The sequence below is a fragment of the Blastococcus saxobsidens DD2 genome, from assembly GCF_000284015.1.
GTDB lineage: Bacteria > Actinomycetota > Actinomycetes > Mycobacteriales > Geodermatophilaceae > Blastococcus > Blastococcus saxobsidens_A.
On sequence record NC_016943.1, the window covers coordinates 3,233,401 to 3,257,054 of the forward strand.

29 protein-coding genes are annotated in these 23,654 nt (G+C 74.9%); 12 read left to right on the forward strand and 17 right to left on the reverse strand.

What is annotated here, in order from left to right; genetic code table 11:
• Positions 1–4 precede the first annotated feature (4 nt).
• Positions 5–634 carry a hypothetical protein gene (locus tag BLASA_RS15355; protein ID WP_014377108.1) on the reverse strand — a complete coding sequence of 210 codons (630 nt, stop codon included), beginning with the start codon at positions 632–634 and terminating at the stop codon, positions 5–7.
• A 17-nt stretch (positions 635–651) separates the two neighbouring features.
• Between BLASA_RS15355 and BLASA_RS15360 the strand changes: the two genes are divergently transcribed.
• Positions 652–885 carry a hypothetical protein gene (locus tag BLASA_RS15360; RefSeq protein ID WP_014377109.1) on the forward strand — a complete coding sequence of 78 codons (234 nt, stop codon included), beginning with the start codon at positions 652–654 and terminating at the stop codon, positions 883–885.
• A 10-nt stretch (positions 886–895) separates the two neighbouring features.
• Here BLASA_RS15360 and rraA read toward each other — a convergent pair whose 3' ends face one another.
• Positions 896–1,384, reverse strand: coding sequence for a ribonuclease E activity regulator RraA (gene rraA, locus BLASA_RS15365; protein WP_014377110.1), 489 nt, complete (start codon positions 1,382–1,384; stop codon positions 896–898).
• Positions 1,385–1,458: 74 nt separating this feature from the next.
• Here rraA and BLASA_RS15370 point away from each other — a divergent pair, with 74 nt between their 5' ends.
• Positions 1,459–2,163 carry a GntR family transcriptional regulator gene (locus BLASA_RS15370; RefSeq protein ID WP_014377111.1) on the forward strand — a complete coding sequence of 235 codons (705 nt, stop codon included), beginning with the start codon at positions 1,459–1,461 and terminating at the stop codon, positions 2,161–2,163.
• Entirely contained in the window at positions 2,160–3,338 is a 1,179-nt protein-coding gene (locus BLASA_RS15375; protein WP_014377112.1) for an MFS transporter, read from the forward strand. The genes BLASA_RS15370 and BLASA_RS15375 overlap by 4 nt, the downstream gene beginning before the upstream one ends.
• 12 nt (positions 3,339–3,350) lie before the next feature.
• Here the strand turns inward: BLASA_RS15375 and BLASA_RS15380 are convergent, their stop codons facing one another.
• Genes BLASA_RS15380 through BLASA_RS15390 form a run of 3 tightly spaced genes read right to left on the reverse strand, consistent with a single transcriptional unit; the run spans position 3,351 to position 5,214 of the window.
• Positions 3,351–4,439, reverse strand: coding sequence for an isocitrate/isopropylmalate dehydrogenase family protein (locus BLASA_RS15380; RefSeq protein ID WP_014377113.1), 1,089 nt, complete (start codon positions 4,437–4,439; stop codon positions 3,351–3,353).
• Positions 4,436–4,906 (reverse strand): cupin domain-containing protein, encoded by a 471-nt coding sequence (locus BLASA_RS15385; protein ID WP_014377114.1) that lies wholly within the window; start codon positions 4,904–4,906, stop codon positions 4,436–4,438. Before BLASA_RS15385 ends, BLASA_RS15380 begins: the two co-directional genes overlap by 4 nt.
• Complete coding sequence (locus BLASA_RS15390) at positions 4,903–5,214, reverse strand: putative quinol monooxygenase (protein WP_014377115.1); 312 nt, start codon at positions 5,212–5,214, stop codon at positions 4,903–4,905. Before BLASA_RS15390 ends, BLASA_RS15385 begins: the two co-directional genes overlap by 4 nt.
• Positions 5,215–5,263: 49 nt before the next feature.
• On the opposite strand from BLASA_RS15390, the gene BLASA_RS15395 reads away from it, so the two are divergent.
• Entirely contained in the window at positions 5,264–6,331 is a 1,068-nt protein-coding gene (locus BLASA_RS15395; RefSeq protein ID WP_014377116.1) for an Ldh family oxidoreductase, read from the forward strand.
• Positions 6,328–7,044 carry a GntR family transcriptional regulator gene (locus tag BLASA_RS15400; RefSeq protein WP_014377117.1) on the forward strand — a complete coding sequence of 239 codons (717 nt, stop codon included), beginning with the start codon at positions 6,328–6,330 and terminating at the stop codon, positions 7,042–7,044. The genes BLASA_RS15395 and BLASA_RS15400 overlap by 4 nt, the downstream gene beginning before the upstream one ends.
• A gap of 2 nt (positions 7,045–7,046) precedes the next feature.
• Here BLASA_RS15400 and BLASA_RS15405 read toward each other — a convergent pair whose 3' ends face one another.
• The 3 genes from BLASA_RS15405 to BLASA_RS15415 all read right to left on the reverse strand — a co-directional run bounded on the left by BLASA_RS15405 (position 7,047) and on the right by BLASA_RS15415 (position 9,816).
• The gene (locus BLASA_RS15405) at positions 7,047–7,439 is read right to left on the reverse strand and encodes a universal stress protein (RefSeq protein WP_014377118.1); all 393 of its coding nucleotides are present in this window, start codon (positions 7,437–7,439) and stop codon (positions 7,047–7,049) included.
• Positions 7,440–7,513: 74 nt separating this feature from the next.
• Positions 7,514–8,200, reverse strand: a complete 687-nt coding sequence (locus BLASA_RS15410) for a response regulator (protein ID WP_014377119.1) — start codon at positions 8,198–8,200, stop codon at positions 7,514–7,516.
• On the reverse strand, positions 8,197–9,816 hold the full coding sequence (locus BLASA_RS15415) for a sensor histidine kinase (protein WP_014377120.1): 1,620 nt from the start codon (positions 9,814–9,816) through the stop codon (positions 8,197–8,199). The genes BLASA_RS15410 and BLASA_RS15415 overlap by 4 nt, the downstream gene beginning before the upstream one ends.
• A 182-nt stretch (positions 9,817–9,998) precedes the next feature.
• Between BLASA_RS15415 and BLASA_RS15420 the strand changes: the two genes are divergently transcribed.
• From BLASA_RS15420 to BLASA_RS15430, 3 genes are read left to right on the forward strand one after another with little or no spacing between them, the layout of a single operon-like run.
• On the forward strand, positions 9,999–11,000 hold the full coding sequence (locus BLASA_RS15420) for a Bug family tripartite tricarboxylate transporter substrate binding protein (protein WP_014377121.1): 1,002 nt from the start codon (positions 9,999–10,001) through the stop codon (positions 10,998–11,000).
• Entirely contained in the window at positions 10,997–11,509 is a 513-nt protein-coding gene (locus BLASA_RS15425) for a tripartite tricarboxylate transporter TctB family protein (RefSeq protein ID WP_014377122.1), read from the forward strand. The genes BLASA_RS15420 and BLASA_RS15425 overlap by 4 nt, the downstream gene beginning before the upstream one ends.
• Positions 11,509–13,104, forward strand: coding sequence for a tripartite tricarboxylate transporter permease (locus BLASA_RS15430; RefSeq protein WP_014377123.1), 1,596 nt, complete (start codon positions 11,509–11,511; stop codon positions 13,102–13,104). The genes BLASA_RS15425 and BLASA_RS15430 overlap by 1 nt, the downstream gene beginning before the upstream one ends.
• Positions 13,105–13,152: 48 nt before the next feature.
• Here the strand turns inward: BLASA_RS15430 and BLASA_RS15435 are convergent, their stop codons facing one another.
• Complete coding sequence (locus tag BLASA_RS15435; protein WP_014377124.1) at positions 13,153–14,052, reverse strand: SDR family NAD(P)-dependent oxidoreductase; 900 nt, start codon at positions 14,050–14,052, stop codon at positions 13,153–13,155.
• Between the two features lie 61 nt (positions 14,053–14,113).
• Positions 14,114–14,524, reverse strand: a complete 411-nt coding sequence (locus BLASA_RS15440) for a hypothetical protein (protein ID WP_014377125.1) — start codon at positions 14,522–14,524, stop codon at positions 14,114–14,116.
• 38 nt (positions 14,525–14,562) lie between these two features.
• Between BLASA_RS15440 and BLASA_RS15445 the strand changes: the two genes are divergently transcribed.
• On the forward strand, positions 14,563–14,832 hold the full coding sequence (locus BLASA_RS15445) for a DUF2277 domain-containing protein (RefSeq protein WP_014377126.1): 270 nt from the start codon (positions 14,563–14,565) through the stop codon (positions 14,830–14,832).
• An 18-nt stretch (positions 14,833–14,850) separates the two neighbouring features.
• Here the strand turns inward: BLASA_RS15445 and BLASA_RS15450 are convergent, their stop codons facing one another.
• Positions 14,851–15,096 (reverse strand): hypothetical protein, encoded by a 246-nt coding sequence (locus BLASA_RS15450; protein ID WP_014377127.1) that lies wholly within the window; start codon positions 15,094–15,096, stop codon positions 14,851–14,853.
• Positions 15,097–15,214: 118 nt separating this feature from the next.
• Here BLASA_RS15450 and BLASA_RS15455 point away from each other — a divergent pair, with 118 nt between their 5' ends.
• The gene (locus BLASA_RS15455) at positions 15,215–16,663 is read left to right on the forward strand and encodes a glycosyltransferase family 39 protein (protein WP_014377128.1); all 1,449 of its coding nucleotides are present in this window, start codon (positions 15,215–15,217) and stop codon (positions 16,661–16,663) included.
• A 10-nt stretch (positions 16,664–16,673) separates the two neighbouring features.
• On the opposite strand, the gene BLASA_RS15460 is transcribed toward BLASA_RS15455, so the two are convergent.
• Genes BLASA_RS15460 through BLASA_RS15485 form a run of 6 tightly spaced genes read right to left on the reverse strand, consistent with a single transcriptional unit; the run spans position 16,674 to position 22,770 of the window.
• Positions 16,674–17,372, reverse strand: coding sequence for a glycosyltransferase (locus BLASA_RS15460; RefSeq protein WP_041775796.1), 699 nt, complete (start codon positions 17,370–17,372; stop codon positions 16,674–16,676).
• The gene (locus BLASA_RS15465; RefSeq protein WP_014377130.1) at positions 17,369–18,220 is read right to left on the reverse strand and encodes an NAD-dependent epimerase/dehydratase family protein; all 852 of its coding nucleotides are present in this window, start codon (positions 18,218–18,220) and stop codon (positions 17,369–17,371) included. Before BLASA_RS15465 ends, BLASA_RS15460 begins: the two co-directional genes overlap by 4 nt.
• Positions 18,217–19,011 (reverse strand): aldolase/citrate lyase family protein, encoded by a 795-nt coding sequence (locus tag BLASA_RS15470; RefSeq protein ID WP_014377131.1) that lies wholly within the window; start codon positions 19,009–19,011, stop codon positions 18,217–18,219. The genes BLASA_RS15465 and BLASA_RS15470 overlap by 4 nt, the downstream gene beginning before the upstream one ends.
• Positions 19,012–19,031: 20 nt before the next feature.
• Positions 19,032–20,156, reverse strand: a complete 1,125-nt coding sequence (locus BLASA_RS15475) for an ABC transporter ATP-binding protein (protein WP_014377132.1) — start codon at positions 20,154–20,156, stop codon at positions 19,032–19,034.
• Positions 20,153–21,751 carry an ABC transporter permease gene (locus tag BLASA_RS15480; protein WP_014377133.1) on the reverse strand — a complete coding sequence of 533 codons (1,599 nt, stop codon included), beginning with the start codon at positions 21,749–21,751 and terminating at the stop codon, positions 20,153–20,155. Before BLASA_RS15480 ends, BLASA_RS15475 begins: the two co-directional genes overlap by 4 nt.
• 8 nt (positions 21,752–21,759) lie before the next feature.
• Complete coding sequence (locus BLASA_RS15485; RefSeq protein ID WP_014377134.1) at positions 21,760–22,770, reverse strand: iron ABC transporter substrate-binding protein; 1,011 nt, start codon at positions 22,768–22,770, stop codon at positions 21,760–21,762.
• A 99-nt stretch (positions 22,771–22,869) separates the two neighbouring features.
• On the opposite strand from BLASA_RS15485, the gene BLASA_RS15490 reads away from it, so the two are divergent.
• Together BLASA_RS15490 and BLASA_RS15495 are read left to right on the forward strand one after the other, a co-directional pair.
• A complete protein-coding gene (locus tag BLASA_RS15490) occupies positions 22,870–23,325 on the forward strand; it encodes a GNAT family N-acetyltransferase (protein ID WP_014377135.1) in 456 nt (151 codons plus the stop codon).
• Positions 23,322–23,627, forward strand: a complete 306-nt coding sequence (locus tag BLASA_RS15495; RefSeq protein ID WP_014377136.1) for a hypothetical protein — start codon at positions 23,322–23,324, stop codon at positions 23,625–23,627. The genes BLASA_RS15490 and BLASA_RS15495 overlap by 4 nt, the downstream gene beginning before the upstream one ends.
• Positions 23,628–23,654: the final 27 nt, after the last annotated feature.

The window sequence follows — 23,654 nt, forward strand, 5'->3', positions numbered from 1 at the left end:
GCCCTCAGGCCGCCGGGACGTCGACGGGGATCTCCGGGCCCAGCGCGGTCCCCTGCTGGAGGTGGAGCTCGTCGCCGGACCAGAAGCTGCCCGGGTCGTACCAGTTGCGCGGCCGGTCGCCGCTGAGCAGCCCCATCGCGGTGTAGGTGGCGGCCACCAGCTCGGCGCAGTAGACCGCCTCGGTGGTGGTGCTCCGGCGCAGCCGGCCGTTGACCCAGCCGCCGGCCAGGTGCCGGGTGGTCGGAAAGGGCCGGCCGTCCATGCGGGCGACCGTCCGGAGGACGGCGTCCTCCATCTCCGGGGTCACGCCGCCGTCGTCGGCGGGGCCGACGAGCTGGCGCAGCCAGACGCGCTGGCCGTACTTCTGCCGCCAGGTCAGCACGGCGTCGCGCAGGTCGTGCAGCTGGACTCCGCGCTGGTGCCGGCCGGTCCACACATCGGGCAGCGACCGGCCGAGCTCGGCGTGCCAGAGCAGCGGCGGCAGGTCCTCCAGCACCAGGGCCATGCCGACATGGTTCACCGGGGCGTTGGTGAGGGTCTGGATCGCCCGGTCGGCGACCGAGGCGCCGCGGAAGATCCAGACGTCGCCGGTGCGGGTGAGGTCGACCGCCTCGTCGAGGGTCAGCGGGGGCACGGCGCTACGTTACGGACGTGCGCCTCTGGAAGCTCCTGGGACTGGCCGGGCTCGCCGGCGTCGCCGCGACCGGCACCGTGCTGGCCCGTGACGAGCGGCAGCGCCGTGCGTACGCGGCCGACGACGTCCGCGCCCGCCTGCACGAACGGCACGCGGCCCTCGCCGCTGTCCCGGAGGCGGAGCCCGTCCCGGTGGCCGAGCTGACTGCCGGCCGGAAGCACCGCCTGGCCCGGGTGCTCCGCCGTTGCTGACCCGCTCCGCTCAACCGGCCGACGGGTCACCGGGCAGCACCACGATGCCGTCCTCGTCCGCGCACAGCCATGCTCCCTCGCGGAAGAGCACCCCGGCGAAGCGCACCGGCAGCCCGGCCTGACCCGAGTGCAGGCCCGGCTCGCTGCTGCGCGGGAACGAGGCGAGCGCCCGCACGCCGATGGGGTGAGCCGCCAGCTCGGCGACATCGCGGACGCAGCCGTGCACCACCACTCCTGCCCAGCCGTTCGTCGCGGCGGCGACCGCGAGGTTCCCGCCGAACAGGGAGCACCGGCGCGATCCCCCGCCGTCCACGACGAGCACCCGGCCCGCGCCCGGCCGGCCGACCGCCTCGCGCACGAGCGTGTTGTCCTCGAAGACCTTCAGCGTGGTGATCGGGCCGGCGAACGCCGGCCGGCCGCCGAATGCTCGGAAGACCGGTTCGCAGACCTGGGCCTCGGCGTCGGCGTCGCAGAGGTCGGTGGTGGCGGGGATCGACACGAGCACTCGCTCTCGAAGGCGGCAGGACCTTCGTTATGGCCTATAGCGACGACCGTCGCGAGAGGAGGAGCGTCGTGGCCGAGTGTCCAGGGGACGACCGCGCCTTCATGACGAAGGGCGACGTGGCCTACGCCCGGATCCGCACCCTGATCCTCTCCGGTGAGCTGGCGGCGGGCGCCGTCCTGCCGCAGGCCGCGCTGGCCCGCACCATCGGCATGAGCACCACGCCCCTGCGGGAGGCGCTCCGCCGGCTCAAGCAGGAGGGGCTGGTCGAGCTCGATGCGCACCGGGACGCCCGGGTGCGCCCCCTGGATGCCACCGAGGCCCGCGACCTGCTGGAACTGCGGAGCGCCCTCGACCCACTGGCCGCGTCCCTCGCCGCGCACCGCCGGACCGACGCCGACCTCGCCGAGATCGCGGCCGCCCTCGCCGGCCTCGAGGCGCTGACCACCCACCCCTCCGCCGCCCAGTTGGAGAGCCACCACCGCTTCCACGCGGCGGTCCACCGTGCCTCCCACAACGCCCTGCTGGTGCAGACGCTCGACGGCCTCTGGGTGAAGACGGACCGCTACCGGCGGCACGCGCTCGAGGTCGGGCGCAGCGAGGCCGACCGCCACGCCCGGGCGACCGAGCACCGGCTGGTCCTCGAGGCCGTCCGTGATCGGGATGCGGAGGCCGCGGCGGAGCGGATGCGCCGACACGTGGAGACCAGCCTCGGCGCCCGGTCGGCCGATCGGCTGGCCGACGAGGGCGCCGGCACCGACCGCTCCACCACGTGAGCGCCGGCCCCGGACGGCGGTTGCTCGCGCTGCTGCTCCTGCACTCGGTGCTCACCCAGGTGATCACCTTCGTGCTGCGCCCCACGTCGGCCTACCGGGCGCTCGAGCTGGACGTGCCGACGGCCTGGCTCGGCGCACTCGCCGCATCCTTCGCCGTCGTCCCGCTGGTTCTGGCCGTGCCGTCGGGCCAGGCGACCGACCGCTTCGGTGAGCGGCGGGTGATGCTCGTCGGCGCGGTGCTCATGACCCTCGCCGGTGCGGTCTTCGCCACCGAGCGGGGCGGCACCACCGGGCTCGTCGTCGGCAGCGTCGTGCTGGGCACCGGCCACCTGCTCTCGGTGGTGGGTCAGCAGGCAGCCGTCGCCAACACCGCCGGCCCCGGCCGGTTCGACACCGCCTTCGGCTACTACACCTTCGCCGCCTCGCTCGGCCAGGCGGCCGGACCGGCGCTGATCACGCTGATCGGCGGTTCGGGCGCGATCCCGGCCACCGAGCCGATCTTCCTGACGGCGACCGCGCTGGGAGTCGCCCTGCTGGCCTGCACCGCGTTCCTCCGGATGCCGGCCCACGACGGGGTCGGAGCCGGTGCCGGGCACGGTGGGATGGGCACGCTGCTGCGACTGCCCGGCCTGCTGCGCGCACTGCTGATCAGCTGCGTCGTCCTGGCCGCCGTCGACATCACGCTGGTCTACCTGCCCGCGCTCGGGGCCGATCGCGGCCTGGCGGCGGGCTTCGTGGGGCTCCTGCTGACCCTGCGCGCGGTGGCCTCGATGACCTCGCGCGTGTTCCTCGGCCGCCTCGTCGCCCTGGTCGGCCGACGCCGGTTGATGATCGTGAGCGTGGCGCTGTCAGCGGTGGCGATGGCCGTCGTCGGCGTCCCGCTCCCCCCGGCCGCCATGGCCGCCGTCGTCGTGCTGCTCGGCCTCGGGCTGGGCGTCGGGCAGCCGCTCACGATGTCGTGGCTCGCCGAGGTCGCCCCTGCGGGGCTGCGTGGCCGCGCCATGTCCCTGCGGCTCACGGGCAACCGGCTCGGCCAGGTCCTCATCCCCAGCACGGTCGGCCTGGTCGCCGTCGGGGTGGGGGCGGCCGGCGTCCTGTGGGCCACCGCCGCCGCGCTCGCGGTCGTCGGGGTCGCGGCGCGACGGCTCGCCGTGGACGGCCGCCCCGGCCCCTGAGCCGGCCGGGTCTCAGGCGGCGGCGATCCGCTCGACGACGGCGTCGGCGAACTCCCCCGTGGAGGCGGTGCCACCCAGGTCCGGGGTGCTCACCCCGTCCCGCACGGCCGTCCGGACGCCGGCCTCGATCCGGACCGCCGCGTCGGCGACCCGGTCGTCGCCGAAGCGGGTGCCCAGCCAGTCCAGCAGCATCCCCGAGGACAGGATCATCGCGATCGGGTTGGCCAGCCCCGTCCCGGCGATGTCGGGTGCCGACCCGTGGGCGGCCTGCGCCATCGCGCGGTCGTCGGAGGCGTTCAGCGACGGGGCGATGCCGAGCGAACCGGCCAGCTCGCCGGTCAGGTCGGAGAGGATGTCGCCGAACATGTTCTCCGCGACGACGACGTCGAACGTCCCCGCCCGCCGGAGCAGGTGCACCGTCATGGCGTCGATGTGGAGGTCGTCCACCGCCACGTCGGGGTAGCCCTCGGCCATGTCCAGGCACACCCGCTTGAACAGCCCCGAAGTCAGCTGCAGGACGTTCGCCTTGTGCACGATCGTGAGCCTGTTCCGCCGACGCCGGGCCAGCTCGAACGCGACCCGCGCGATCCGCTCGATCTTCGGGCGGGTGAACACACCCATCGCGATCGCGACATCCGGCGCGGGCATGAACTCCCCGGAGCCGGCGTACGTGTTGCGGTCGGCGTAGAACCCCTCGGTGTTCTCCCGGACGATCACCAGGTCGGTGTCCGGCGCGATCGCCGTGCCGCCCTCGAGGCCGCGGGCCGGGCGGATGTTGGCGTAGAGGTCGAAGTGCTTGCGCAGCGCTCCGCTCGGGTTGAGCCGCGACCGGTGCGGCTCGGGGTACGCCGCGCTGTCGTGCGGGCCGAGCAGCCAGCCGTCGAGCTCGGCCAGCGTCTCGACCGTGACCGCCGGCAGCGCACTGCCGTGCGTCTCTATCGCGGCGGCCCCGAGCGGCAACTCCTGCCACTGGACCGGTGGGGTGCCGGCGGCGGCGAGCGCGGCGTCAACCGCTCGGACGGCGGCGGGGACGATCTCCGGACCGATGCCGTCGCCCGGCAGGACGCCGAGCCGGTAGGGCCGTCCCGGCAGCGCGCTCATGCCGGGGTTGCGCCCTCGCCCCGGCGCACGGGTCCAGCGCCGCGGTCGGCGTCGGAGAGGTGCTCGAACGTCTCGCCGGTCGCGGTGACGGTGCGGGTGACGGCGCGGCCGCCGTAGACCCAGTAGATGGTCATCGACCCCTCGCCGCGATTGCGGAAGCAGTGCGGAACACCGGCCGGCACCCAGGTGGCCTGGCCGGCGACCAGGTCGAACTCCTCGTCGCCGACGACGGCGGTCGCCTCGCCCTCGAAGACCAGCACGGTCTCCTCGACGTTGTGCGAGTGCAGCGGGATCCCCGTGCCGGGCGAGAAGACGGTCATCCCGGTGGTCACCCGGTTGCTCTCACAGTTCCACCTGCCGACGAACGGGATCGTGGCGACGCCGTTGCCGCGGTCGAAGCGCTCGATGTCCTCCGGCCGCAGCACCATCGACGGAGGGGCGGGCTGGGACGCGGGCACGGTGCTCATGCGGACTCCTCGGCGGTGTGGGTGACCAGCAGCTGGCCCGGGGTGTTGACCTGGGCGACGAGCACCTGCTCGGCGACGGTGCGCCACCGCGCGAAGTGCGGTGCCGCCTTGTGCGCCGCGAAGGCGGCCGCGTCGGTGTAGAGCTCGTAGAGGACGAAGCGGTTGTCGTCGCCCTCCACCGAGCAGACGTCGAACCGCAGGCAGCCCGGCTCGTCGCGGACCGACGCCTCCGCATTGGCCGCCATGCCGGCCAGGAACTCGTCCCGCCGCTCCGGCTGCACCTCCATCTGCACCACCAGGCTGAACATCCGCTGCTCTCCGATCCTTCGAGGCTATGTATGCGTTACTGTATACAGCATGGCATCCAATCCCGCGCGGCTTGCCGTGGATGAGCTCCGGGCCTTCGGCACCGAGGTGCTCGTGTCACTCGGCGTGCCCGCCGATGACGCCACCCTGGTCGCCGACAGCCTCGTCCAGGCCGATCTGTGGGGCCACCAGTCACACGGCCTGCTCCGGCTTCCCTGGTACGCCGCCCGGCTGCGTTCGGGGGTCATGCGGGCGGTCACCGACCCCGCCGTCCTCTCCGACACCGGCCCGCTCCTGCTGCTGGACGGGCGCGACGGCATCGGTCAGGTGCTCGCCGACCGCGCCCGCCGGCTGGCGAGCGCGCGGGCCCGCGCCCACGGCGTCGGCGTCGTCGGCGTCCGGAACTCCAACCACTTCGGCACCGCCATGTACTTCACCCGCCGCGCCGCGGCCGACGGGCTGGTCGCCGTCCTCACCACGAACGCCAGCCCGGCGATGGCGCCGTGGGGTGGCCGGGAGAAGCGGATCGGCACCAACCCGTGGTCGATCGCCGCGCCCGGCCCGGACGGCCGGGTCGTGGCGGTCGACATCGCCAACACCGCCGTGGCCCGCGGCAAGATCTACCTGGCGCAGAACCGCGGCGAGCCGATCCCGGAGGACTGGGCGCTCACCGCCGAGGGCGCGCCGACCACCGACCCGGCCGAGGGGGTGCTGGGCGTGATCCTGCCGATGGCCGGTCACAAGGGCTACGCGATCAGCTTCCTGATGGACGTGCTCTCGGGTGCGCTCACGGGCAGCGCGGTGGGCACCGGCGTGCACGGCCCGTACGAGACCGACCGACCCAGCGGCTGTGGCCACCTCTTCCTGGTCCTCGACCCGGCCGCCTTCGGCGACCCCGCCGGCTACGAGCAGCGGGTGCGGCAGCTGATCGACGAGGTCAAGGACGTGCCGCTCGCCCAGGGCTTCGACGAGGTGTTCCACCCCGGCGAGGTGGAAGACCGCGCCGAGACGGCGAACCTGGCCGCCGGCGGCGTCCAGCTGGCCGACCGGTCGGTGACCGAGCTGTGCGTGCTGGCCGAGGAGACCGGAGTGCCGTTCCCCGCCGGAGGGTCGAGATGACCGCCGGGACGGTCCCCGGTTCGCCGAACGAGGCCAGCAAGGCCGACCTGGTGCACCGGCAGCTCAAGGAGGAGATCGAGCTCGGGGAGCTGGCTCCCGGCACCCCGTTGTCGGAGCTCTGGCTGGTCGAGCGCACCGGTGCGTCCCGGACGCCGGTCCGTGAGGCGCTGCGCCGGCTGGCCGCCGAGGGGCTGGTCGACCTCGTCCCCCGGCAGGGCGCCCGCGTGTCCCGGGTGTCCCTGCAGAGCGTCCGCGACCTGTTCGACTTCCGGGCGCTGCTCGAGCCGGAAGCGATCCGCCAGGCGACCGGGGCCGCGGCCGGCGACCCCGCCGTCCGCCGGTCGTTCACCGCGATGCGCACCGAGTTCGCCCGCATCCAGCGGCGCGCCGCGTCGCCGTCCCGCGCCCGGGACTTCTACGCGCTGGCCGACCGCTTCGACTGGGCCGTCATCGGGGCGACCCGCAACGAGCACCTGCGGCGGACCATCGGCGAGCTGCGCCCGCACACCGCGCGGTTGCGCAACCTCTCGCACGTCGACCCGGCGCGCGTCGACGTCTCGCTCACCGAGCACCTGGCCATCTGCGACGCGCTGCTGCGCGGGGACGCCGACACGGCCGCCGCCCTGACCGCCGGCCACCTGGTCGACAGCGTGGCGACGATCTTCCGCAACCTCGCCGCGACCCCCGCGGCAGGCCTCGACGCGCTGACCTGAGGTCAGTGGCCGGCCTTGACCGCCAGGACCGGGCAGTGCGCGTCGAGCAGGATGCGCTGCGCCGAGCTGCCGGTGATCAGCTTGCCGGTGGGTGTGCGACGCCGCAGGCCGATCACCAGCATGCTCGCCTGCACGCGGTCGGCGACCTCGACCAGCTCCTCGGCGGGGACGTGTCCCACCTGCTGATCGATCTCGAAGACGATGCCCGACTGCTCCAGCGTCTCCCGGACGGTCGCCAGCGCCTCGGTCGAGGCGAACCGCGGATCCACCAGCGAGTCGCCCCGGGTGGTGTTGACGACGTGCAGCGGCTCCTCCCGCAGCCGTGCCTCGCGGATGCCGGCGGCCAGAGCTGCCTCGCCCTCGGGGGTGGGGACGTAGCCCACGACGATGGTCATGCGGGCATCCTGGCCGATCCGGAGCGGCGGGGCAGCATTGCGCAGCTAACGGTCGTTTCGGTCGTTGCGTCCGCTCAGCGCGCCGAGCGGAGGGTGAACCGGCGCTCGGGCCGGCCGGCGCTCCCGTACCGCTGGCGGACGTCGGCCTCCCCCTGGGCGACCAGCTGCTCGAGGTAGCGCCGGGCGCTCACCCGGGCCAGCCCGGTCCGCTCGCTGCACTCGGAAGCCGAGAGGCCGTCGGCCCCCGCCTCGCCCAGCGCGGTACGCACCAGCTCGAGCGTCTCCGGCGCGATGCCCTTGGGCGTGGCCACGGGCGCCGCCGCGGTGCCGCGGGCACCGGCGAACACCCGGTCGACGTCGGCTTGCGCGGCCTGGTCCAGGACGTCGAGGTCGGCCCGCACCCGGGCGTAGTGCCGCATCCGCTCCTCGAAGGCCCGGCGGTCGAACGGCTTCACCAGGTAGTGCAGGACGCCACCGTGCAGCGCGCTGCGGATGCTGTCGACGTCGCGGGCGGCGCTGATGACCATGACGTCGACCGACGACCCGGCCGCCCGCAGCCGGCGCAGCACGTCCAGTCCCGTCATGTCCGGGAGGTAGACGTCGAGGAGCACCAGGTCCGGCGCCAGGCGGTCGACCGCAGCCAGCGCGTCGGCCCCCGATGCGGCCGTACCGACCACCTCGAAGCCGTCCAGGGCCGTGACGAAGCCGGCGTGGACCCTGGCGACCATGAAATCGTCGTCGACGATGAGGACGCCGATCACGAGCTCATCACCGCCGACTCGACGGGCAGCCGGGCGGTGAACGTGGAGATGTCGTCCGAGGACGCCGTCACCTCACCGCCGCGCCGGGTGCACACCAGGTGCACCAGCGCGAGACCGATGCCCCGCTCCTTCGACAGCTGGTCGGGGTCGGCGGGCCCGGTCCGCAGGGACGCGCTCTTGGTCGACACCCCCCGCCGGAACACCTCCCGCTCCATCCCCGGCGGCACCCCCGGCCCGGAGTCCTGCACGACCACCTCCACCTCCCCGTCGACGACGCCGAGCGAGACCTCGACCCACTGCTGCGGCGACGCCGCAGCCGCGTCCATGGCGTTGTCCACCAGGTTGCCGACGACGGTCGCGACGTCGGCGCTCAACTCCCCGTCGAGGACCGGGAGCGCGGAGTCGGGGGCGATGCGCAGCTCGACGCCCAGCTCGGCGGCCTGGCTGGCCTTGGCGATCAGCAGGGCGGCCACCGAGGAATCGAGCACCGCGCCGGTGACCGCGCCGATCAACTCCGACCGGCTGGAGCTGATGCGGTGCACGAAGCGCACCGCCTCGTCGGCCTCCCCGAGCTCGATCAGGCCCGCGATCGTGTGCAGCCGGTTGCTGAACTCGTGGGCCTGGGCGCGCAGGGTGTCGGTGACGTGCTGGGTGAGGTCGAGCTCCCGGCGCAGCTCGAGCAGCTCCGTGCGGTCGCGGAGCGTGGTGACCGAGCCGATCGGCCGCCCCCGGCTGGCGATCGGCAGCCGGTTCACCACGAGCACGCGGCCGGCGCTGGCGACCGCCCGGTCCCGTTCGACCTCGCCGGAGAGCAGCGCATCGCGCATCTCCTCGCCCACGCCCAGGTCCTCCAGCGTACGGCCGAGGGCGTCGCCGGGGATCCGCAGCAGCCGGATCGCCTCGTCGCTGATCAGCGTGACCCGTCCCCGCAGGTCGAGTCCGACCACTCCCTCGCGGATGCCGTGCAGCATGGCGTCCCGGTGCTCCACCAGGCCGGTGATCTCGGCCGGCTCCAACCCCAGCGTCTGCCGTTTCACCCGGCGCGCGACCAGCAGCGACCCGACGATCCCGATCGCGCTGGCCAGGCCGAGGTAGGTCAGGAGGTTGGGCGCGGCCGCGGCGAGCCCGTCCATCACCGAGGGGTAGCGCCGGGTCACCGCCACGAAGCCCGCGGACTCCCGCTCGGGCCCGGTGAGCACGGGGACCATCGCCACCGCGGCCGGGTCGCCGTCGAGCTCCCGCTCTCCCACCCAGGCCCGGCCCTCGAGCACGGTGCTGTCACCCATCGGGAAACGGGTGCCCAGCTGATCCGGGTCCGCGCTGGCGATCACCGTGCGGTCGGCCAGCGCCACCACGACCGACGCCGAGCCGGAGACGCTGCGGGTGCTCTCCGCCGCCACGCGGATGTAGGCCTCTCCGCCCTCGGCCACCGCCTCGCGGAAGATCCGGGCGTTGGCCAGCGTCTCGGCGACGGCCAGCGCGCGGCGGCCCTCGGTGTCCTGGGCCCGCTTGGTGGACTGCGCCACCGTCACGGCCGCGACGCCCACGAGCACGACGCAGATGATGACCACCTGCAGCGCCAGCAGCTGGCCGGCGAGTGAGAGCCGCCGGGGCACGGGTTACTCCTGACGTCGGGACGGGGGCGTTCCACGGCAGATCCTGCCCGGACCCCACCACCGCCGTGGTCGTGGACACAAGGACCACAAAGCTCATTGCGCACGCAAGGGTGACAGCCCCCACAGCCGTTGCGATCTTCCCTCCAGGCGGTGGCCAACCACCGGACACTCAGGAGGACAAGATGCGCACTGCTTCCCTGCGGAAGCTCACCGTCGGCGCCGTCGCCGCCGGGCTCGTGCTCACCGGCTGCGGCACGACCGCCGAAGGCGGCGCCGCGTCGGACGGCGGTGACGGCCCGGTCAGCGGGCTCCGGGTCATGGTCCCGAACTCCCCGGGCAGCGGCTACGACACCACCGCCCGCGTCGTGGCCAAGACGATGGAGGACGTCGAGCTGGCCAGCGGCATCGAGGTGTTCAACCTCGAGGGCGCCGGCGGCACGGTGGGCCTCCAGCGGCTGGTGAACGAGGACGGCAACGCCGATCTGCTGATGCAGATGGGCCTGGGCGTCGTCGGCGCCTCGTACACCAACGAGTCCGAGGCGACGCTCGAGGACACCACGCCGATCGCGCGGCTGATCGAGGAGTCCGAGGCGATCGTCGTCCCGGCCGACTCCCCCTACCAGACGCTGGACCAGCTCATCGAGGCGTGGAAGGCCGACCCGGGCGCCGTCCCGGTCGGCGGCGCGTCGAACCCCGGTGGCCCCGACCACCTGACGCCGATGCTCCTCGCCGACGCCGTGGGCCTGGACCCGACCACCGTCAACTACGTCTCCTACGACGGTGGCGGCGAGCTGCTGGCCGCGATCCTCGGCAACCAGATCGCCTTCGGTGCGACCGGGATCGGCGAGGTCGCCGAGCAGGCAGCCGCCGGTGACGTGCGCATCCTGGCCGTCACCAGCGAGGAGCCCGTCGAGGGTGTGGACGCGCCGACGCTGACCGACGAGGGCGTCGACCTGATCTTCACCAACTGGCGCGGCGTCGTCGCCGCACCCGGGATCTCCGAGGAGGAGACCCAGCGCCACGTCGACCTCATCACCGAGATGCACGACAGCGAGGAATGGCAGCAGGCGCTGGAGACCAACGGCTGGACCGACGCCTTCCTGACCGGCGACGAGTTCAGCGAGTTCCTCAGCGAGGAGAGCCAGCGCGTGCAGACGATCCTGGGCGAGCTGGGGCTGGCGTGAGCTCTGCCGCCCTCGGCAGCACCGAGGAGCAGGGCCGCTCCGAGTTCGGCGTGGCCCTGTTCCTCGGCGCGCTCGGAGTCCTGGTCATCGTCCAGGCGCTGCTCCTGCCGGAGAGCCTGATCGTCCGGGGTCCGGTCGGGCCCAAGGCGGTGCCCCTGGTCGTGGGAAGTCTGCTGGTGATCGTCGCCGTCGTCCTGGCCGTCGACATCGCGCGCGGCGGGCGCGGCGAACCGGAGGGCGGCGAGGACGTCGACCTGACCGGTCGCAGCGACTGGGCCACCATGGCGCTGCTGGTGGCGGCGTTCGCGGCCAACGCGCTGCTCATCGAGAGCCTCGGCTGGCCCATCTCGGGGGCGATCCTCTTCTGGGGAGCCGCCTTCGCACTCGGCAGCCGGCACTACGTCAGGGACGTGGTGATCGCGCTCGTGCTGTCGGTCGGCAGCTGGTACCTGTTCGTCCTCGGGCTGGGCATCGCCCTGCCCGTGGGCATCCTGAGAGGGATCCTCTGATGGGCGCGCTCGGTGAACTGATCAACGGGTTCGGCACCGCCCTGTCCCCCGAGAACATCCTGTACGCCTTCCTCGGCGTGCTGCTGGGCACCGCGATCGGGGTCCTGCCCGGCATCGGGCCGGCCATGACGCTCGCCCTGCTGCTCCCGCTGACCTACGCCCTGCCGGTGACCAGCGCGCTGATCATGTTCGCCGGCATCTACTACGGCGGCATGTACGGCGGGTCGACCACCTCGATCCTGCTGAACACGCCGGGCGAGAGCGCGTCGGTGGTCACCGCCATCGAGGGCAACCGGATGGCGAAACGGGGGCGGGCGGCCCAGGCGCTGGCCACCGCCGCCATCGGGTCGTTCGTCGCCGGCACCATCGCGACGCTGCTGCTGGCGCTGCTCGCGCCGACCGTCGCGGAGATCGCGCTCCTCATCGGCCCGGCGGACTTCTTCGCCATCATCGTCCTGGCCTTCATCGCGGTGACGTCCGTGCTCGGCAGCTCCCGGGTGCGCGGCCTCGCCGCCCTGGGGCTCGGGCTGACGATCGGCCTGGTCGGGATCGACGCGACCTCGGGCCAGCAGCGGCTCACCTTCGGCATCCCCGAGCTGGCCGACGGCATCGACATCGTGATCGTCGCGGTCGGGCTCTTCGCGGTCGGCGAGGCCCTCTGGACCGCCGCGCACCTGCGCCGGGCGCCGATCCAGATCATCCCCGTCGGCAGCGGCCGGATGAGCCGCGACGACTGGCGGCGGTCCTGGAAGCCCTGGCTGCGCGGCACCGCGATCGGTTTCCCCTTCGGCGCCGTCCCGGCCGGCGGTGCGGAGATCCCGACGTTCCTCTCCTACGTCACGGAGCGGAAGCTCTCCAAGCACCCCGAGGAGTTCGGCCACGGCGCGATCGAGGGCGTGGCCGGACCGGAGGCGACCAACAACGCCTCGGCCGCAGGTGGCCTGGTCCCCCTGCTGACGCTGGGGCTCCCGACGACCGCGACCGCCGCGATCCTGCTGGTCGCGATCCAGACCTACGGCATCGAGCCGGGACCGCGGCTGTTCGACACGGAACCCGAGCTCGTGTGGGGCCTGATCGCCAGCCTCTTCATCGGCAACACGATGCTGCTGGTGCTCAACCTGCCCCTGGCGCCGCTGTGGGCACGGCTGCTGCGGATCCCGCGCTCGTACCTCTACGCCGGCATCCTGTTCTTCTCCGCGCTGGGCGCGTACGCGGTCAACGCCTCGCCGTTCGACCTCTTCCTGCTCCTGGCGATCGGCGGCCTGGGCTTCATGATGCGGCGCTACGGGCTGCCGGTGCTGCCGGCGATCATCGGGGTGATCCTCGGGCCCTTCGCCGAGGAGCGGCTCCGCACCGCGCTGCAGATCAGCGACGGGGACCTCGGTGGGCTCGTCACCCCGCTCTCGGTGACCGTCTACGTGATCGTCGTCCTGGTGCTGCTCTGGCCGCTGGTCCGCCGCCTGCTGCCCCGCAGGGCCGCGGGGTCCGTCCTCTCCGAGGCGGCGCACGTGATCGACGAGTCACATCACCACCACGGGCTGACGGAGTCGGTGTCGGTCGAGCGGGGCGACGGCGGCGACGACCGCCGGCCCTGAGCTCCACGGCCGGGGAAGGCGGGTGCGCCCGCCGTCCCCGGCCGTCACTCAGCGGGCACCCGAACGCCCGTCGACGGCGTTGCCGGCCGGATTCGACCGGAAGACGTTGCCCTCCGTGGGCCCGACCGGCTCGTCGGCCATCGCCAGCCGCCGCAGCAGCGGCTCGACCAGCACATCGTAGACGCCGGGCAGCAGCCGGAAGCCGGCGGTGATCAGCGGGTTGAACACCCCCGCCTGCACGACCCGGCGAGGCCGGTCCATCGTCGAGAGGATCCGCCGCGCCGCCCGTTCGGCCGAGTACACCGGTGGCGGCGGCGACCCGTGGACCCCGGCGTAGGTGGCGGCCTGCACGTAGATCGGGGTGTCGACCCCGCCGGGCTGCACGATCGACACGGAGATGCCGGGCTCGTCCCGGGTCTCCTGCTGCAGCACCCGGGCCAGCGCCAGCTGCCCCCACTTGGCGACGGCGTAGCTGCCCAGCAGCGGCGTCGTCACGGTGCCGAGCAGCGAGTTGACGACCACCAGGTGCCCGGTGTGCTGCCGGCGGAACACCGGGAGCACCTGCCGGGCCACGGTCGCGGTGCCGTTCAGCGACGTGGCGACGACCCGCTCGTAGACGTCCTTGGGCACGTCCTCGATCCGGCCGTAGGCCATCACCTGGGCGGAGTGCACGACGACGTCGAGGCGACCGAACTCCGCCACCGTCGCGGCGACGACCCCCGCGACCGCCTCCTCGTCCAGCACGTCGGCCGGGCAGACGCGCACCGCGGCGGCGCCGGCGACCCGCACCTCGTCGGCGGCGGCCTCCAGCGCCTCCCGCCCGCGGGCGACGAGCACCACGCGGAAGCCGCGCGCGCCGAGCTGCACCGCGGTGGCCCGGCCGATGCCGCTGGAACCACCGGTGACCAGGACGGTGAGCGGGCTTCCGGTGTCCTCGGGGATCGGCACGGATTCTCCTCGCCAGCAGGAAGGGGGCCGCATCGCCGGCCGCCCCGATGTGGGTCGCGGGCTACCCGGTCGTGCGGCCGATCATGCCGTCGAGCCGGTCGAGACACGCCAGCAGCCAGCCCGGACCGGCCGGGTCGGCCCGTTCGGGCAGCCGCCCCCGCAGCCCCCGGTCGGCGGTCACGACCAGCACCGGGGACTCGAGCTCCGCCACCGCCGCGACCAGTGCGTCGTCGCCGCTCCCGGCCGCCCGCACCACCCGGACGCCGTCCGGCGCCGCCACGTCCCGCGCCGCGCCCTCCACGACGGCCACGACGCCGGTGCAGGTCAGCGGCGTCCCGTCCGGCCCCGCCACGGTGGCACCCGGCAGCCGGGCCAGCCGGGCCAGCAGCCGCCCGGCGGCCCCGGCCCGGTCGCGCCACCAGCCGTCGGGACGACTGCCCACCACGTTCGCGACATCCACCACGACGAGCACCGCGCTCCCCTCCCTCCCCGACTCCTACGCTGCGGCGCATGTGCCGCAACATCCGCCCGCTGGCCCACTTCGAGCCGCCCGCCGCCGACGACGAGATCCTCGCCGCCGCGCTGCAGTACGTCCGCAAGATCAGCGGCACGGCCACGCCGTCGCGGGCCAACGCCGAGGCGTTCGACCGCGCGGTGGCCGAGGTGGCCGCCGCCTCGGCCCGGCTGCTGGACGCCCTGGTGACCACCGCACCGCCCAAGGACCGCGAGGTCGAGGCGGCCAAGGCCCGCGCCCGGTCAGCGGCCCGCTTCGGCAGCTGACCGTCCGGCCGGCGTCGGTCAGTTCTCCGACGCCGGCCCGATGTCGTGCGGGTCCGGCGTCCGGAACGGCGGGTCCTCCGGCGGGTCGACGGGCGCGTCGTCCCCCTCCGCCGGGAGCCGGGTCGCCTCGGCGGGACGGTCGGGTTCCTCCCCGGCGGGACCGAATCCCTCGGCGGGCGGGGGTGCGCCCGCCCCGGGGTCGGCGGCGGGGATGCCGTCGTCGGGACGGCCGAGGTGCGGTTCGAACGGGCTGGACATCGACATGCTCGGGCTCCTACCCCGCCACGGCGACGCGTTCACCTCGCGCTCGCGGACCGTCCGCTGCCGCACCATGCCGGGCCGGGTGCCCGGCGGCCAGGAGAGGGTCGCCTAACCTGCAGGGGTGACGACGGCGACGGACGTAAGATCACAGGCCGCTGCCGGAGCCGGCGCCGGAGCCGATGCCGGGGTCCGCTGGTCGCCGGTCGAGCTGCTGCCCGCGCTCCTCGTGGCCGTCCTGGGCGTGGTGCTGCTCGCGCCCGGGCACGGCCTGTGGTTCGACGAGCTCTTCACCGCCGAGGTGGGCCGCCTGCCGCTGGGCGAGATCCTCACCGCGATCGCCACCGGAGTGGGCACCACCAGCTACCTGGCCGACGTCCCGCCGTCGTACAACGCCCCCTACTACCTCGTCATGTACCTGTGGAACGCCGTCCCGGGGCTCGGCGGGGACACGTCGCTGCGGGTGCTCTCGCTCCTGGCCACGGCGGGTGGGCTCACCCTGCTCACCCGGGCGCTCACCCGCCTCGCCGGCCGGGCCACCGGGGTCCTCGCCGGTCTGGTCCTCGCGGCGAACCCGCTGGTGCTCGAGCAGTCCGTCGAGGCCCGCAGCTACGGGCTGGCCGTGCTCGCCACCGGAGCGACGGCGCTCGGGCTGGTCCGCTGGCTGCAGGAGGCGCCGCGGGGGCTGCTGCTGTTCGGGCTGGCCGGGGCCGGCATGGGGCTGGCGCACTGGTACGCGGTCACCGTGCTGGCCGCCTTCGTGACCGCTGCAGTGCTCCTGCGTGGACGGCGGGCGGTCCCGGTCGTGCTCGCCGGGGCGCTGGCCGCCCTGCCGGCCGTGGGCTTCGTGGCCCTCGCCGTGCTCAACGGCACCGGCGCGCGCAACGCCGAGCACCTGCGCGACACCGACGGCCGGCTGGTCGGGATGGCCGCGGAGGCGTGGGCGGGCGGGCGCACTCCCCTGCTCTACGTCGCCCTCGTCCTGGCGGTGATCGGCGCGGTCCGTGCCCGCGGTGCCCGCGTCGTCGCCACCAGCTGGGTGGTGGTGCCGCTGCTGCTGCTGCTCGCCGCCGAGCTGGTGCGGCCGGTCTACCTCCCCCGCTACCTGCTGGCCGGCCTGCTGGGGCTGGGCGTGCTCGCTGCCGCCGGTGCGATGTCCCTGCCGCGCGCGGCCCGGGTGCCGGCCGCGGTCGTCCTGCTCGGCTGCTCGTTGCTCGCCGCCGCGCCCCTGGCGGAACGGGAGCCGCGCGAGCGGGCCGACGAGGTGGTGGCGCTGCTGACCGAGCTGCACGAGGCCGGCGAGCCGATCGTCGCCGCCGACCAGCGCTCGGCGATCGGCCTGGACCACTACGTCCGCACGTCCGCCCCGCAGCTGCGGCCCGACGTCGTCCTGCCCCCGGACGACGCCCCGGACGACGCCGACCGGGTGTTCCTGGTCCGCCGCATCGTCCGCGGCGAGCCGACGCCCACCGACGACGACGCGATCCTGCGGGACGCCGGTCTGCGGCTGGTCCGGCAGTACGAGTTCCCCGCGGACAAGACGTTCCTGGCCGTCCAGGTGTGGGCCAGGTAGTCCGGTCCGCTCAGCGGCGAGCGCGCAGGGCCCAGGACAGCGACCGGGCCGACTGCCGCAGTCGCGCACCCGGGGTCCAGGCCGACCGCCCGACCGGCCGCTGGTCCCGGACCACCGGCACGCTGGTCGCCGGGCGGCCGGACCGGCCGACGGCGAGGACCACGCTGGGCGCGCCGCGCTCCTCCACCGCCGTCACGACGGCGGCGCGCACGGCCGGGCCCATCGCGAGGAAGGCGCCGGCGTCGGGTGGCAGCCCGGTGAGCGCGGCGGCCACCCGCCGGTGCAGCGTGCCGGTGGCGCGGCGCAGCGGGGACTCGTAGCGGCCGCGCCGGCCGGCGAAGACCGCCTCCACGTCCCCGGCGGCGAGCCGGTCGAGCAGCAGCGGCACGGCCTCCGGCGGATCCTGCAGGTCGGCGTCCAGGCACACCCACACGTCGGCGTCGGGCTCCTCGGCCAGCCCCCGGGCCAGCGCGGCGTGCTGGCCGACGTTGACCGTCAGGCCGGTGACCGCGATCCGCCCGTCCCGCCCGACCAGTTCGCGGGCCACCCGCGCGCTGTCGTCCGGCGAGGCGTCGATGACCAGGCGCAGCCGCCAGTCCCGGCCGGGAAGCGCGGCGGCCAGCCGGTCGGCGAGTTCGGGCAGGGTCGCCTCGTTCCCGTACACCGGTACCACCACGGCCACCCGCGGCCCGGCTCCCCCGTCGGTCACCCGGCCGCCCAGGTACGGGCCAGGCCCTCGGCGAGGTCGACCGTCGGCGCCCAGCCGAGCAGCCGCCGGGCGAGCGCCGGGTCGCAGACCCAGTCGGCGGTGTCCCAGCCGCGGCCCGGGTGCCCGCCCGGCACGGTGGCGATCGGCCGTCCGGTGACCCGCTCGGCGGTCGCCACGAGCTCCTCGGTGCTGGTCTGCACACCGGTGCCGATGTTCAGCACCACGCCCGGGGGCAGGCCGTCGTCCACGGCGGCACGCAGGCAGGCGTCGACGACGTCGCCCACCCACACCCAGTCCCGCCGGCTCAGCCGCGCGGGCAGGTCGACGGTGCCCCCGGTGCGGGCCGCGGCCATCACCACCGGGACGAGCCGGGTGGGGTGGTCGCCGCTCCCGTAGACCTGGAAGGCGCGCAGTACCGCCGCCCGGACGCCCCGCTCGGCGGCGGCCGCCTGGAGCAGCAGGGAGCCGGCCGCCTTGGTCGCGCCGAAGAAGCCGCGCGGTTCCAGGGGCGCGTCCTCCGCCAGGGGGCGGGGAGCGGCGGCGTACTCGGTCGACGAGCCCAGCCGGACGACGGTGCGGCAGCGGTCGGGCAGCGCGTCGACCAGCCAGGGGCTGGTGTTGACCGCCACCGTGGCCGCCCGTTCGCCCGGCGTGCCCTTGGCCCGGCCCGCGGCGAGGCTGAACACGACGTCCGGGTCGGCCGCCCGCACCGCGGCCGCGGCGGCGACCGGATCGGCGAGGTCGACGTCGCGGCGGGTGAGGCCGGTGACCTGCCAGCCCTCGTGCTGCAGCCGTGCCACCAGGTGCCGCCCGACGAAGCCGCCGGCACCGGTCACCAGTGCTCTCACGCCGGCTGCGCCACCTGGGCCACGGGCAGCCCGGCGACGGCCGCGGCGAACGCCTCCCGCAGTGCCACGGCCCGCTCGGCGTCGGCCCGGCGCAGCTCGTCCAGCCCGGCGAGCAGCCGGGGCACCTCCACGAACGGGTCCCGACCGGCCATGTCGGCGGTGAACGCGCGGCGCAGGAAGGTGAACTGCGCGCCGACCCGGACCAGCTCGGCGGCCAGCAGGTCCCCCGGCAGCGGGAAGCCGTGCCCGGGCAGCGTCAGACCGCCGACCCCGAACGGCATCGACACCTGTGCCCGCACGTCGTCGACCGTGCCGTCGACCAGCGGCCGAAACAGCTCGGTGGACCGGCGGTCGATGCGCAGGTCGTTGAGCCCCACGTAGATCCGGGCGAGCGGCCGCCGGGCGAGCTCGCCCACCCGGTCGACGGCGTCCTGGGTCTCGACCAGGATGCCCAGGGGGATGCGGCCGGCGACGACGTCCAGGGCCCGGTCGACCTCGTCGGCCGACCGCACCATGGGCAGGAGCAGCTCGTCGGCCCCGCGGTCGACCGCCTCGGCGACCTCCCCGGCGGTCCACGGCCCCAGGCCGTTGATGCGGCAGAGCAGCCGGCCGGGCGTCGCCTCCCGCAGGCGGGACAGGTCCGCGGGGGTGTCGGAGTTGATCTGGGTCCCCTCACCGGCTTGGCGGCGCAGCTTGCCGCGCCGCTCCCAGTCGACGACGAGCCCTGCCGCACCCGCGGCGACCACGTCGCGGCCCCAGGCGGCGTCGGTGGTGAAGAGGAACAGATCCATAGCGGGCAGCTTAGGCTTCCCTAACTGATCGGCTCGACGGCGCGTCGGCGCGTCGCCGCCGCACCGGCGGGACCGGCGACGACGGCCGGCCCGGCGATGCCGGCCGCGCCCTCGGCGGCGGGGAAGGCGACGGCCGCACCGGACACCTCGATGCCGACGTCCTGACCGACCGACGGCAGGTCGGCGCCCTCCAGACGGGCGGTCACGGTCCCGCCGCCGGGGAGGTCGAGGCGCACGCGGGAGTCGTGACCGTAGAAGTCGACGCTCCGCACCCGCCCCCGCGGCACCGGGCCGACCGGAGCGACCAGCCGGAGCTGCTCCGGGCGCAGCAGCACCCGGGCCGGGCCCGGGCCGGCGGGGCCCGTGACGGCCAGGCTGCCCAGCACCGACTCCGCGCGCCCGTCGCGGACGTCGGCGGCCAGGACCACCGACTCCCCCACGAAGGCAGCCACGTCCAGGTCCGCCGGCCGCTGGTAGAGGGTGCGTGGGTCGCTCAGCTGGACCAGCCGCCCGCCGCGCAGCACCGCCACCTGGTCGGCCATCGACAGCGCCTCGGCCTGGTCGTGGGTGACCAGCAGCGCGGTTGCCCCGGCGGCGATCAGCGCCGCGCTCACGGCCTGCCGGGTGTCCTCCCGGAGCGTGGCGTCGAGGGAGGAGAAGGGCTCGTCGAGCAGCACCAGGGAGGGTTCGGGAGCCAGGGCCCGGGCCAGCGCCACCCGCTGCTGCTGGCCGCCGGAGAGCTGGTGCGGCGACCGGTCGGCCAGCGCGGCGTCCAGGCCGACGAGGTCCAGCAGCTCCCGGACCCGGCCACGGTCGCGCCGCCGCTGCCGGGGCAGGCCGAAGGTGACGTTGCCGGCCACGGACAGGTGCGGGAAGAGGCCGCCCTCCTGCGGGACGAACCCGATGCCGCGCCTGCGGGCGGGCACGCCCCGCCCGGAACCGGCCACGACGCGGTCGCCGAGGACGACGGTTCCGCTGTCGGGGTCGTCGAACCCGGCGACCAGCCGCAGCAGCGTCGTCTTGCCGCAGCCCGAGGGGCCCAGCAGGGCGACCAGACCACCGGCCGGCACATGCAGGTCCACCCCGGTGAGCACCGGGGTGGCGCCGAACGCCTTGGTCAGCGCGGTCACGGTGAGGGAGCTCATGGGACCAGACCTCGTCGGGTGTCGCGGGACAGCAGCACGGTCGCCGGTGCGGAGAGCAGCACCATGACGACCGCGTACGGGGCGGCCGCCCCGTACTCGAACGCGCTGCTCGCCGACCAGAACGCCGTGGCCAGCGTCGCCGTTCCGGTGGGGGCGAGCAGCAGGGTGGCGGTCAGCTCGGTGACCACCGCCAGGAAGACCAGCGCCGCGCCGGCGCCCATCCCGGGGGCGAGCAGCGGCAGGGTCACCCGGCGCAGCCGGTCGGCGCCCGAGGAGCCGAGCGACGCCGCCACGTCGTCGTAGAGCGGCGGGGACTGCTCGACCGCCGCCCGGACGGGAACGACCGCTCGCGGGAGGAACAGGATGGCGTAGGCGGCGATCAGGACCGGCACCGTCTGGTACAGCCAGGGGGTGGTCCGGATGCTCAGCGTCACCAGCGCCAGGGCGACGACGATGCCGGGGACCGCGCTGCCCACGTAGGTGGCCCGCTCCAGCAGCGTCGACACCCGGCCACGGGCGCGCACCGCGAGCCAGCCGGTCGGCAGCGCCATCGCCGTGGTGACCAGCGCCGCCGCGGCGGCCAGCGCGAGCGTGCTGGCCGTGGTGGCGGCGAGATCGGCCACGTCGAGGCTGCTGGAGGCCCCGGCCAGCGACCAGTACGCCATCCCGCCGAGCGGAACCAGCAGCGCGGCGGCCACCAGCCCGGCGAGCGCGAGCAGCGCCGGGCCGGTCAGCCGGCCCAGCGCGGCGAGGCGGACCGGGCGGACGGCGCCGCGACCGCTGCCGGCATAGCCGCGGGCGCCCCGCAACCGCAGCTCCCCGATCAGCAGGAACAGGCACAGCAGCACGAGCACCCCGGCGAGCATCGTGGCCGCGGGCCCGTTGAAGGTCGCCCGGTACTGGTCGTAGATGGCGGTGGTGAACGTCGGGTACCGCAGCATCTGCAGCGCCCCGAACTCGGCCAGCACGTGGAGGGCCACCAGCAGACCGCCACCGAGCAGCGCCACCCGCAGCTGCGGCAGCTGCACCCGCGCGAACACCGCCCAGCTGGACAGGCCCAGCCCGCGGGCCGTCTCCTCGAGCGCCGGGTCCAGGCCGCGGAAGGCGGCCACCGCGGGCAGGTAGACGAACGGGAAGTAGGACAGCGAGACGACCAGCAGCGCCCCGGCGTAGCTGTCCAGCCCGGGTAGCAGCGAGATCCACGCGAAGCTGTTCACGAACGCCGGCACCGCCAGCGGGGCCACCAGCAGGACGTGCCAGATCCGGCGGCCGGGGACCGTGGAGCGCTCGACCAGCCAGGCGGCCCCCACCCCGACGACGGCGCACACGGCGACGGTGCCCAGCACCAGCCGGCCGGTGTTCCAGAGCAGCTCGGCGACCCGCGGGCGCAGCACCAGCTCGCGGACGCCGGACCAGCCGACGTCGACGGTGTAGCCGGCGATGTAGCCCAGCGGGAGCAGCGCCAGGGCCGCGACGCCGGCCGCCAGCGCCAGGGGAACCGGGGAGCGCCGCAGCCGCCGGCGGCCGCGCGCGGACGCACCGGAGCCCCGGGGCGCCGGTGGTACCGGCGCTCCGGGGCTCGCGGTGCCGAGCACGGGAGCGGTCAGAGCAGGCCCACTTCCTGCATCAGCTCGGTGACCTGCGGGGCGTTGAGCGCGCCGGGGTCGACCTCGGGGGCCTCCAGCTCGGCCAGCGGTGGCAGCACGTCGGCCGACTCGACACCGGTGCCGACCGCGTACTCCAGCGCGTCGCTGTCGGCCAGGCGCTCCTGCGCCGCGCGGTCGGTGAGGTAGGCGACCAGCCGCTGCGCCTGCTCCGGCTGGTCGGAGGAGGCGAGCACCCCGGCGCCGGAGACGCTGAGGAAGGCGCCCGGATCCTGGTTGCCGAAGTAGTGCAGCTCGGCGTCGTCACCCACGAGCCCGCCCTCGGCCTGGTCGCGGTACCAGTAGTAGTGGTACATGACCCCGAGGTCGATCTCGCCCTCGTCGACCGCCTTCATCACCGCGGTGTTGCTGGCGTAGACCTCGGCGTTGCGCTCCAGGCCGGCCAGCCACTCCCGGGTGGCCTCCTCGCCCTCCAGCGCGAGGACCGCGCTGACGATGGCCTGGAAGTCCGCGCCGCCGGCGGCGATGCCCACGCGGCCCGCGTACTGCGGGTCGGCCAGCTCGAGGATGGAGGTGGGCAGCTGGTCCTCGCTGACCGCCTCGGGGTTGTAGGCCAGCACGGTGGAGCGCGCGGCAAAGCCGACCCAGTTCCCCGACGACGGCTGGAACTGCTCGTCGACCTGGCCCAGGGTCTCCTCGTCCAGCGGCGCCAGCAGGCCGGCCTGGTCGACGACGTCGATGGCCGGGCTGTTCTCGGTGAGGAAGACGTCGGCGGGCGAGGCGTCGCCCTCCTCGACGATCTGGTTGGCCAGCTCGGAGTCGTTGGCGTCGCGGAACTCCACGTCGATGCCCGTCTCCTCGGTGAAGTCGGCGAGCATCGTGCGCACCAGGCTCTCGTGCTGGGCGCTGTACACGGTCAGCGTGTCGGAGTCGGAACCACAGGCGGCCAGCGACGCCGCGAGGGTGAGGGTGGAGACGGCGCCGACGGTCGCGCGCCCGAGCCTGGTCACGAAAGTCCTCCTGCAGATAGGCAAGGCACACCTAAGCATGCCCGCTGCGGCTCCGGGCAGGCGCCCGGGCCGGGCGGGCCGTGGGCTACAACGGAGCCCATGCGTTCCACCGACCCCGACGGCCCCCGCCTGCGCCGTGCCCGGTTCGCCGACCTGACGCCGTTCGAGGTGTACGCGCTGTGCCGCCTCCGGGTCGACGTGTTCGTCGTCGAGCAGCAGTGCCCCTACCCGGAGCTCGACGGCCGGGACGCGGAGCCGGCCACCGAGCACCTGTGGCTGGAGGACGGCGGTGCGGTGCTGGCGACCATCCGGGTGCTCGACGACGGCGTCTCGCGGGCCATCGGCCGGGTCGCCACCGCGGCGGGCGCGCGCGGCCGGGGGCTGGCCGCCCGGCTGATCGAGGAGGCCATCGCCGGTTACGGCGACGGCCCGCTCACGCTGGGCGCCCAGGCCCACCTGGAGGAGTGGTACGCCCGCTTCGGCTTCCGGCGCAGCGGCCCCGGCTACGTGGAGGACGGCATCCCGCACGTGCCGATGCGGCGGGAGCCGGCGTGACCGGGGACGAGGCGCTGCTGCGCGAGGCGGCGGACCGGCTCGAGCGGCTGGCGGCCCGGACGACGCCCGGCGAGTGGCGGCCGGGCGGTCTGCTGGCGAGCCGGCCGGAGGTGGTGGCCTCCGCCGGCGACGGCAGCACCGAGCACGTCGCCGAGGCGCGGACCCGCAGCGGCGCATGGATCGTCGCGCTCTCACCCGCGCTGGCCGGACCGCTCGCGGCGTGGCTGCGCGCAGCCGCCCGGGAGCCGGCGTCCCCGGAAGCCGTCGCGGTCGCCCGCCGGCTGGTCGAGCGCCTGCCCTGAGCGGCGGCCGGGCTGGGTAGTCGCCGG